At 68.8% G+C, this 9431-nt stretch carries 6 protein-coding genes and 1 pseudogene; 5 read left to right on the top strand and 2 right to left on the bottom strand.

Annotation, left to right across the window (positions count from 1 at the left end; translation table 11 throughout):
- The first annotated feature begins 64 nt into the window (after positions 1–64).
- Together ACIP6U_RS41000 and ACIP6U_RS41005 are read left to right on the top strand one after the other, a co-directional pair.
- On the top strand, positions 65–409 hold the full coding sequence (locus ACIP6U_RS41000; protein ID WP_401727848.1) for a hypothetical protein: 345 nt from the start codon (positions 65–67) through the stop codon (positions 407–409).
- An 18-nt stretch (positions 410–427) separates the two neighbouring features.
- Complete coding sequence (locus tag ACIP6U_RS41005; protein WP_401727849.1) at positions 428–2908, top strand: N,N-dimethylformamidase beta subunit family domain-containing protein; 2481 nt, start codon at positions 428–430, stop codon at positions 2906–2908.
- Between the two features lie 367 nt (positions 2909–3275).
- On the opposite strand, the pseudogene ACIP6U_RS41010 reads toward ACIP6U_RS41005, so the two are convergent.
- Positions 3276–3953, bottom strand: a pseudogene (locus ACIP6U_RS41010) (LysR substrate-binding domain-containing protein); the annotation flags it as partial.
- A 573-nt stretch (positions 3954–4526) separates the two neighbouring features.
- Here ACIP6U_RS41010 and ACIP6U_RS41015 point away from each other — a divergent pair.
- Entirely contained in the window at positions 4527–6764 is a 2238-nt protein-coding gene (locus tag ACIP6U_RS41015) for an RNA polymerase sigma factor (RefSeq protein WP_401727851.1), read from the top strand.
- A gap of 79 nt (positions 6765–6843) precedes the next feature.
- On the opposite strand, the gene ACIP6U_RS41020 is transcribed toward ACIP6U_RS41015, so the two are convergent.
- Entirely contained in the window at positions 6844–8412 is a 1569-nt protein-coding gene (locus ACIP6U_RS41020; protein ID WP_401727852.1) for an MOSC domain-containing protein, read from the bottom strand.
- On the opposite strand from ACIP6U_RS41020, the gene ACIP6U_RS41025 reads away from it, so the two are divergent.
- Positions 8392–8964: a TetR/AcrR family transcriptional regulator gene (locus tag ACIP6U_RS41025; RefSeq protein WP_401727853.1), complete on the top strand. Its 573-nt coding sequence runs from the start codon at positions 8392–8394 to the stop codon at positions 8962–8964. The two genes, ACIP6U_RS41020 and ACIP6U_RS41025, sit on opposite strands and share 21 nt — an antisense overlap.
- Positions 8965–9105: 141 nt before the next feature.
- Positions 9106–9431, top strand: a 326-nt coding sequence (locus ACIP6U_RS41030) for a helix-turn-helix domain-containing protein (RefSeq protein ID WP_401727854.1), incomplete at its 3' end; no start/stop codon positions are given.

Below are 9431 nucleotides of genomic sequence, written 5' to 3' on the forward strand. Positions count from 1 at the left end.
CCGTGAGCCCATCGTCCTTGTCCCGTCGCACCGCAACGGTGTTCCAACAGCAGGAGGTGAACTGATGCGCACCAGTGCAGACCGCTCGGCCGAGCTAATCGAAACGTTCCGTCTGCGCAGCGAGGAACGCCTGCGCGAGGAGTGCACCGACGAGGTCGTCGCTGCCCATGACGCGGCTCCGCTGGGACCACACGACGACCGCACTCAACGCGTGCTGCGGGCGCTGCGCAGCCTGCCCGTCTCGGGCAAGCACATCGTCTTCTCCGAAGGACCCGACGGCCCCTGGCGCGTGGCGCAGATCGTCCTGGGCATGCCCGGCAACCTGCTCCTGACCGAGCAGTCCTTCGAGGACTACGAAGTCGCCATGCGGTACATCTTCACCGCGCGTGTCGCGGAACTGCAGAACTAGAAAGAAACGAGGAGGGTCATGCCACTCCCCAGCGGCCGCACGACGACCCAGAACGTCTTCGGCTACACCGATCGCTTCTCCGCCCGTCCCGGCGAGCAACTGTCGTTCCACATCAGCTGTGAGGGCCCGTCGGCCTACGACGCCGCCCTGGTGCGCCTGCGACACGGTTACGACGGGCAGGCGGGGCCGGGTTTCCTGGAGACCGAAGTCTCCTCCACCATCGATGGGACGTACGCGGGGCACTACTACGCCTGCCAGCCCGGCTCCTACGTCGAAGTCCCTGACCCGAGGGGCCTGCTGGCGAACCCCGACGCGCTGGTCATCCGCGCCGCCGTCTTCCCCACGCTTCCGCGCGACAACCGTTCAGGGAGCCTGGGCGCCTATCGGGTCAGCCAGAGCTCCGTCGGTTTCACCGGCGAGCGCCAGGCGGTCATGGGCACCTGGGACGAGGCGACCATGACCGGCTGGGCCCTGCTGCTCGATGACGGCAAGCCGTCCGTCGTATGGAGTGAGGGCGGTCAGCGGCGGACCCTCACCCTGGAACAGGAGCTGACGGCCCACCAGTGGTACCGGCTGGAGGTCGAACTTCCACGGTCGGCGGGGCAGATCACTCTGCGGCAGACCCCGCTGGACCACTGCGCGGACCGGGTGGCACCGGCCGCCGCAGCCTCCGTACCCGAGCAGGCGAGCGCAGCCGCCTCGGGAGTCTGGACGGCTTCCTCGATGCCGTTCCGTATCGGCGCGCTGGCTCGCGGGGACAGTGACCGGCTGCTCGCGGCAACCGCGTTCAACGGGAAGATCGGTGGCGTCCGCGTCGAACGCGCCACCGACGACGCCTCCAGGACGCGCGAGCCGGTGGCCGCCTGGCACTTCGGCCGTAGCCGGCGCCCCGACGGGCTGCTGCTGTGGGATGTGGTCGACGAGGGGCCGCACATGCTGCACGGCCGCTGTGTCAACGCGCCCGTTCGGGGCGTCACCGGGCCCGAGTTCCAGGGTGTCGTGGAGGACTTCCGGCTTGCGCCCGACGAGTTCGACGCCATCCACTTCCACGACGACGACATCGCTGACGCCCAGTGGCCCGCGGCTTTCACCTTCGAGGTGCCCGAGGACCTGCCCAGCGGCGTCTACGCGGTGCGGCTGCGGGCCGAGGGCATCGAGCAGCACGTGCCCTTCCTCGTAGGGCCGGGCCGCCGCCGCAAGGACGTCGCCGTCCTGTTCCCCACGGCGACCTACTTGGCGTATGCCAACGACAGGATCGCATTCGAGGCGGACGGCATGGAGATGCTCCTCGGGCACACGCCCATCGTCCACAAGGAAGACCTGGTCCTGCAGGACCACCCCGAGTTCGGCCGTTCCCTCTACGAGATCCACAACGACGGGTCCGGCGTGGTGTTCGGCAGCGTCCGCCGTCCGCTGATCAGCCTGCAGCCGCGGTACCGCGCCTCGTTCATGAGCGAAGGCCCCTGGGGTCTGCCCGCCGACCTGTCCCTCGTGCACTGGCTGGAGACCGCTGAGTGCGAGTTCGACGCTCTCACGGACGAGGACCTCGACCGGGAAGGCCACGACCTGCTGCGCGACTACCGCGTCGTGATCACCGGAAGCCACCCCGAATACGTCACGCGGCGCGAGCTCGACGCCCTTGAGGAGTTCACCGCGAGCGGCGGCCGGCTCATGTACCTGGGCGGCAACGGCTTCTTCGCGACCGTCTCCTACGACCCCGACGCCCCCCACCTGATGGAGCTGCGCCGGGCCGACGGCGGCACCCGCCCCCACCAGTCCCCCTTCGCCGAACGCCGCCACACCACCTCGGGCGAGGCCAGCGGCCTGTGGCGCAACAAGGGCAAGGCCCCGCAGCGTCTGGTGGGAGTCGGCATGGCGGCCCAGGGCTTCGACCGCTGCACCTACTACGAGCGCCTCGCGGACAGCCGGGACCCGCGGGCGGCCTTCATCTTCGAAGGCGTCGGCGAGAACGAGCTCCTGGGCGACTTCGGCATCATCGGCGGCGGCGCGGCCGGCGCCGAGATCGACTGCTGGAACCCGGCGCTCGGATCGCCGCCCGAAGCCCTGGTCCTGGCCACCTCCGGACCCTTCTCCGACAACTACCTGCTGGTGACCGAGGAGATCTTCGAGATGCTCCCGGGGATGGGCGGAACCGAGCAGCCGGCGGTCCGCTCGGACATGGTCTACTGCGCGCTGGAAGGCGGAGGCGGATTCTTCTCGGTCGGCTCCATCGCCTGGACCGGGTCGCTGTCCCACAACGGGTACGACAACAACATCGCGAAGATCACAGGCAACGTACTGCGGCGCTTCCGCGACGAGAAGCCGCTCTGTATTCGTGACGACCACGCGATTCAGTCGTCACTCGGAGAAGACGGTGCGTCCCTCTCGTCGCTGAACGACGTGAACGGCCACGAACAGGGAGACTCGCGCGCACGGGGCGCGCTGGAGGCAGGCGTACGGCAGGTGACCGATAGCGCAGGGTCTCAAGCGGCCCGGTGATCAGCCACAATTGACGTCGTACAGTCTCCAAGCCGGTGAGCGCAAAGCGGGGTTTCCCTGCTCGCCACCGTCCAAAAGCGTTCGGTGATACGGCTGTCGGTAAGCGCCTCGACTCCGGTTTCCGCCGGAGTGGCTCGCGCCCATCCTCTCGACGCTTCTTGTCGTCCTTCTCAGCGGCATCTGCCGGTTGGCCAACCCGCGGTGCACCGTGATCCTGGTCGGCCCCGCTTCCTCGGCGATCTGACGCCGGCCTACGTCGGCGAAAACGTGCCGGGCTTCTTCACCAACGATCCGAGGAGGTTCGATGCAGCCGGTCCGGCCGCCACCGACGGCGCCGGAGTCACCGTCGACCGATCAACGCGGCAGGTCATGCCACCGTAGCGGCCGCGGCGCTGTTGCGGAGAAAGACCGCGAAGGCCTGGGCGGCGGGGGTGAGGGCGTGGTCGCTCATGCGGACGAGGAGGATGCGGCGCACCGGGCCGGCGGGTTGCAGCGGCAGGACGCTGACACCGGCTCGGACGCCTTCCAGGGCAAGGGTGGGGGCGAGGGCGACGCCGATACCGGCGGCGACCATGGCCTGGGCCTCCTGGTAGTCGTGGGCCTCGTAGGCGATCTGCGGCTCGAAGCCGGCTGCGTGGCAGCTCCGGGCGAGGGCCTCGGCCACCGGGTGGTGGTCGGCGCGGGTGATCCATGGATCGTTCGCGAAGTCCGCGAGGGCGGCCGAAGGCCGGTCGGCCAGGGGGTGGCCCTGGCCGACGAGGAGGGCCGGGGGGTCGTCGGCCAGTTTCGTGACGGCGATGTCCTCGCGGTCGATGCGGTTCCAGTCGTAGTCCCACATCAGGGACATCTCGATCTCCCGGTTCTCCAGCATCGCCCACAGGCCCGCGATGCGGGCGCTGCGCACGGTCAGCCGTACGTCCGGATGCGCTTCCCGGAAGGCGATCACGGCCCGCGGAAGGAGGGAGGCTCCGACGGTGGGGAAGGTGCCGACCCGGAGGGTGCCCGCGCGCAGTCCCGCGAAGTCGGCCAACTCGTTCTCCGCGGCCTACCGGTGACGGGCCCACATGCGGTCCCGCCGCCCGGGGGAGGGTGCCATACGAGAGAGGGCCGAGTAACCCCATCGGGGCAGTTTCCTCTTCGGGCCGTTTCCTTGCCTCTCGGCCGTCGCCGGGACACTTCACGCGCTGAAGACATAGGGGATGATCGCGCCAGCTCAAGGACGGGGATCGAACCCGCGCGCAGCGGATTTTCCCTTCCAGCGCGCAGAGGCTCCGCCCCGATCGTCGGGGCGGAGCTTCTGTGGCCGTTACCGCAGGCCGGACGCTGCCTAGTCAGGCTAACCGGCTGAGAGCGTTGTGGTGAACCGCGCTGCTGATCGATGACCTGTGCGCTTCTCCATTCGGTGCTGTGTGGACCGCTTCTGCCGAGCAGCCAGCTGACGCATGGTGTTTCGTCTACTGGTTGGCTTGCTTGGTGTTGGGTCGCCGCCCGCGGGTAATGCGCGGTCCGGCGAAACAACGCGGCCGGAAGTGTTACCCGGCCGCCGTGCAGCCGTCACCTATACATCGAGGCGGACCGGGCGCGCGCGGGCGCCCGGCCGGTGAGCGAAGGAGTGCGGATGCGGGTTGCAGAGCGGGACGGGCGTGCAGATCAGGACTTGGTGGTGGCGGCGCAGGGCGGGGACCGCCAAGCCCTGGACGAGTTGATGGCCGCGTATCTGCCGCTGGTCTACAACATCGTCGGGCGGGCGCTGGACGGACACGTCGATGTGGACGACGTGGTCCAGGAGACGCTGATGCGCGCGGTGGACCGGATCGGGGATTTGCGCGACCCTACGGCGTTCCGAGCCTGGGTGGTGGCGATCGCGGTGCGCCAGGTGCGCGACCGGTGGCGGCGCCACCAGATGCAGCCCTCGGCGGCGCACGGCTGGGGCTTCGAACTCGCGCCGGACGCGGCCGATCCCGGCGCGGACTTCGTGGACCTGACGATCCTTCAACTGGAGCTGTCGGGCCAGAGGCGCGAGACGGCTCTGGCGACGCGCTGGCTGGAGGAGGGGGACCGCGAACTGCTGGCGCTGTGGTGGCTGGAGGCGGCGGGCGAGCTGGACCGGGCGGAGCTGGCCGGGGCGCTGGGCATCGAGCCGGGACACGCGGCGGTGCGTGTGCAGCGGCTCAAGGCCCGGCTGGACGCCGCCCGCACGGTGGTACGGGCGCTGGACGCCGCGCCCCGGTGCGCTGAGCTCTCCCTGGTAGCGGCCCGGTGGGACGGGCGGGCGGCCCCGTCGTGGCGCAAGCAGTTCGCGCGGCACGTACGCGAATGCGTAGCCTGCGCCGCGTCCTGGCAGGACCTGGTGCCCGCCGAGCGGCTGCTGGCGGGCTCGGCCCTGGTACCGGTACCCGCACTGCTCGCGGCCACATGGCTCCGGCTCGCCCTGCCCCCGACCGCGCCGAGCGCGCAGGCCGCCGCGGTGAAAGGGGCCGCGGCGAAAGGCAAGGCGGCGAAGCGGTTGCGCCACGGCGGCCACGGCGGCAGATCGGGCGGGCTGGCCGCGAACGTGTCCGCGAAGCTCGTCGCGGCCGCGGTGGCAGCCGCCGTCGCCGTCGGCGCGGGCGTCGTCTACGCGGCCACCAGCCACCAGCCACAGGGTTCCCCTTCCGCCTCGGCGGGGGCGCCGGGCGCTGCGAGTGTCGCGGCAGCCGTGGCGAGCGGTTCGGCCTCAGCCTCGGTGAGCGCGTCGGCGTCGGCGAGCGCCAAGGCAGCAGCGTCGTCGGCGTCGTCTCCTGCGGCCGGTGGCGCCGGCTCGACGATACGTTTCATGGGCAAGAGCACGGTGTCGATCGGAGGGATGAATGATGCTTCCGCGGCCGCCGCACCATTCGACATGCAGTACCAATACCTCGTCAGTCCGCCTGCACCGTCGAGCGACCTGTACACGGCGTCGAGTTGCCCGAATGGGGTGAATTGGTGGGGATGCGTGGACGGTTCGCGTGGGGGGATCATCCCCACCATGGAAGCCCGCGCCGCGCAGGCCACCTATCAAGGTCATCCTCATCCGCAGACAATGATGTGGACATGGTATGAACTGCCCCACCTCGCCACCGCTTCGACGTGGCAGAACGAGGTGAAGGCGGTCAACCAGGTCGATCTCCTCACCAGATACCTGAACGACTACCGCTTCTTCCTCCAGAAGATCGGCACCTCGCACGACACGATCGACCTCGAACCTGATTTTTGGGGATTCGCACGAGCGATGGGCAATGTGAACAAGGTCCCGGCGCAGGTGACTGCTGCGGCTCCGCGCGACTGCGCAAATCAGGCGAACAGTGTGGCTGGTCTGGCCCACTGCCTGATCGCGATGACCCGCAAGTACGCTCCTCACGCGGCCGTCGGTCTGCACCTCACCTGCTGGGACTGGCAAGGCAACACGCAGGCGTGCGTCAAGGATTACGCGAACCTCGGGGCGCACAACGCCGACTTCCTGGTCGCCGACGTGTCGGACCGTGACGCGGGCTGGTACGCCCAGCCGGCGCACGGGAGCCGCGACATGTTCTGGACGGACCAGAAGGCCGCCGCCGAGCTGGGGTTCTGGAAGACGATGGCCCAGTCCGTGGGCAAGCCGGTGGTCCTGTGGCAGATCCCTGTGGGCAACATGGCGCAGAACAACACCCTCAACCACTACCAGGACGACAAGGTGGACTGGCTCTTCGCGCACATGGACCAGGTGGCGAACGCGCACATCGCCGGCCTGCTGTTCGGCGCGGGGCAGCAGGAACAGACCACGGCCGAGTCCGACGGCGGAAACCTGATCAGCAAGACGATCGCCTATCGCAACTCGGGTGGTGTGGCGCTCAAGTAGGCGCCAGGTGCTCGTACGCGTGACACAACGGTCCATCACGGGATCCTCCTCGGCTGCACGATCGGTCAGCTCTCGTCGATCACGAGGTCGCCCGCCGGAACCGAGCAGCAGACCAGGACCCGTCCGGCCGGGGGCTCGACGAGCGGGTCGACGAGGTAGGCGACAGGGCCGCGCACGTCCCGCAGACGCCGGACGGGCAGCCGGCGGGGAGCGTCAGCCCTTGCGCATCGGCCAGTTCGAGAAGCGTTCCCGACTGAGGAGTCCACTTGGTGGTTGTTCCCGCTGATCGATAGGTCACCTGGAACGGTCCTTCGTGCGCTGCCGGCCGAGGGGTGACGTCCACGGTCCTCGGTGAGTAGAAGGCGTCGTAGCGGATGGAACCCGCAGGTACACCCGCCGCTTGGACGGCTTTCCTCATGGCGGTCACGAACGGGGTGGGTCCGCACAGGTGGACCTCGGTGGAGGCCGGATCGGTCAGGAGGTCGGTGAGGATGGCGTCGTCGGGGCGTCCGTGGTGGTGTTCCACAGTGGCGTTCTCCGGTCGTGGCCGTGTCACGTGCAGGTGCAGCCGGACTCGGCTCAACTGCGCGGCAGCCCGCTGGAGTTCGTTCCAGTGTGGAAGGCCCGCGATGTCGCGGACGACATGCACGAAGTCAACGGGGCGTTCGCTGCGGACGTCCGTCAGGGCGTGGGCCATGGCGAGTGCCGGAGTGATGCCTATGCCGGCGGTCATGACCAAAAGCGGGCGGTCGTCCTCCGTGTCGATGACGGCATCTCCGAACGGGCCGGTGACGAGGACCTGTTCGTCCTCGTGCAGGGCGGCCAGCCACGGTGACACGACGCCGCCCTCGCGGTACTGCGCGGTGATGCGTACGGGTCCCTCGCCGGTGCGGCTGATGGTGTAGTTGCGCCATCCCGGAGCGTCCAGGTCCGTGCGGTGGAACCGCAGGTACTGGCCGGGACGTGCCGCAGTGAGAGCGGGGCTCGGGTCCTCGAACTCGACGCTCGTGGTGGTGGCGGCCGGCCGGGTCACCGAGGTCACCCTGGCCATCCGTGGCGCCGACGCCATCTCCGCCTGACTCAGTTGCTGGCTCTCGTAGGTGAGCGCGCGGCGCGGACCTATGTGCACGCGCTCGCCGACCTCAAGGCTTCTCGGTTTCCTGACCTGGGCGTAGACCCCGCAGTAGAGGTGTCCGAAGTGGCCGGCGAGGATTCCCGGGACGTTGACCTCGGTGTTGCCTGTGGCCGGGTCGACGGACGTGGCCCTGCACCTCTCTATGGGACGCAGCACCTCCAGGTCGACCTCGCCGATGCGCAGTCGCCCGCCCAGGAGACCGAACTCCGCCCACGGGGGCAGCCCGTCGACGTACAGGTTGGCTCTGAACCGCCGTGGATCGAGCGGGGTCTTGGCTACGCGTGCGATGTCGCGGACGGTGGCGAGGTTGATGATCGATATGGGGGCGTCGGCGAAGTCCCACAGGTGGCTGCCCGAGGAGACCAGGCGCGCGGTCCGGCCCGGGGAGCCGAACCAGTGCTGTATTCGGGAGGCGACGAACTGGTCGTCGAGGCGCCCGTCTTCACGGAGCCGGACTCTCAGTTGGCAGGCTGGAGCCCCAGAAGGAGAGCCGTGCCCCGTCATGTGGACCATGAGCAGCGCCGTCGCGACATCATCGACGCCTCACGCCGGATCCTGGTCGCCGGCGGCCCCTCGGCCCTCACCATCCGAGCTGTGGCCAAGGAACTGGGCGGCTCGATCACCCTCGTCACGCACTTCTTTCCGACACGGCCGGAGCTGATGCGGGCCGTCGTGGCCGAGATGACCGAGAGCTACGACACCGAGCTCGCCGCTCTCGAAGAGGGCGCGGACGCGCCGACGCGCCTGCGGATCCTGATGCGCTGGATGCTCCCGCTGGTCGAGGACGAGTGGGCGGCGGAGAAGGGTCGTGTCATCCTCATCGCCCAGCGCAACCAGGAACCGCGCATCGGGGAGTTCTTCACGACGATGGACACCCGGATACGGGAACTGCTGCGCCGCCATGTCGAACCCCTGGTGCCCGCCGAACGGGTCGATGTGACCGTCGACCTGCTGCGGGTGCTGGCCAACGGGCTGGTCCTGTCAGCAGTGGAACACCATCACGCGTGGCCGCCTGAGCGACAGTTGGCAGTACTGGACGCGGCGCTCGAAGCGTACGGCTTGTAAGTACACCCACCGGTGAGGATCTTCGAGACGTTCACGCCGGACGAACCGGCGCTGACCGTCTCCGAGATCTCCCGCCGTACTGTCGGTCTAAAACTGCCGATCATCGTTGACACCTGGGTCTCTGATCACTAGGAGATCCACATGTCGAAGACACCCCCGCTCGATCGCGAGGCCAAGCGGCGCCTGGCCGTCATACGCCATGCCGAAGAGGTCACCGGCAACGTCGCCATGAGCTGCCGGTACTTCGGCATCAGTCGGCAGGCGTACTACATCTGGTATCGCCGCTACCAAGCCGAGGGCATCGAGGGGCTCCGCACTCGCTCGAAGGCGCCCAAGCACAGCCCGAACGCCACGCACGTCGAGGTCGTCGGAAAGATCATCTATCTCCGGCAGAACTACCACTTCGGGCCCGAGAAGATCGCGATGTACCTCAAGCGGTACCACGACATCACGATCAGCAAGTCGGG

The organism is Streptomyces sp. NPDC088794 (assembly GCF_044750545.1).
Taxonomy (GTDB): domain Bacteria; phylum Actinomycetota; class Actinomycetes; order Streptomycetales; family Streptomycetaceae; genus Streptomyces.

Excerpts from the sequence above, each read along its gene's own strand:
- ACIP6U_RS41020 (WP_401727852.1), bottom strand. The coding sequence starts at position 8,412 with ATGGTCCACATGACGGGGCACGGCTCTCCTTCTGGGGCTCCAGCCTGC.
- ACIP6U_RS41005 (WP_401727849.1), top strand. The coding sequence starts at position 428 with ATGCCACTCCCCAGCGGCCGCACGACGACCCAGAACGTCTTCGGCTAC.
- ACIP6U_RS41000 (WP_401727848.1), top strand. The coding sequence starts at position 65 with ATGCGCACCAGTGCAGACCGCTCGGCCGAGCTAATCGAAACGTTCCGT.
- ACIP6U_RS41015 (WP_401727851.1), top strand. The coding sequence starts at position 4,527 with ATGCGGGTTGCAGAGCGGGACGGGCGTGCAGATCAGGACTTGGTGGTG.